Here is a 217-nt window from a genome sequence, read left to right as displayed (position 1 = left end):
GAAGCAGCAGCGACAGAAAAAGCAGCAATCGAAGCAGACGGAAGCTTAAGTTCAGCAGACAGAGCAGAAAAACTCGCTAAAGTAGACGAAGTTAAGAAAGCTCAAGAAGCGCTAATCGATCAAGCACAAACAGCAGCAGCTGTAGAAGCAGCTAAGACAACTGGAGTAGGAGAAATTGAAAAAGTTCACACACCAGGAACATTAGATGCGGCTAAAG

At 44.7% G+C, this 217-nt stretch carries 1 protein-coding gene; it reads left to right on the top strand.

Annotated features, from left to right (window positions below):
- Nucleotides 1-217, top strand: a 217-nt coding sequence (locus tag N8M20_RS10475; protein WP_261080550.1) for a DUF1542 domain-containing protein, incomplete at both ends; no start/stop codon positions are given.

The organism is Streptococcus mitis, from assembly GCF_946190275.1.
Classification (GTDB): domain Bacteria; phylum Bacillota; class Bacilli; order Lactobacillales; family Streptococcaceae; genus Streptococcus; species Streptococcus mitis_DC.
This window is presented reverse-complemented; position numbering and strand designations above follow the sequence as displayed.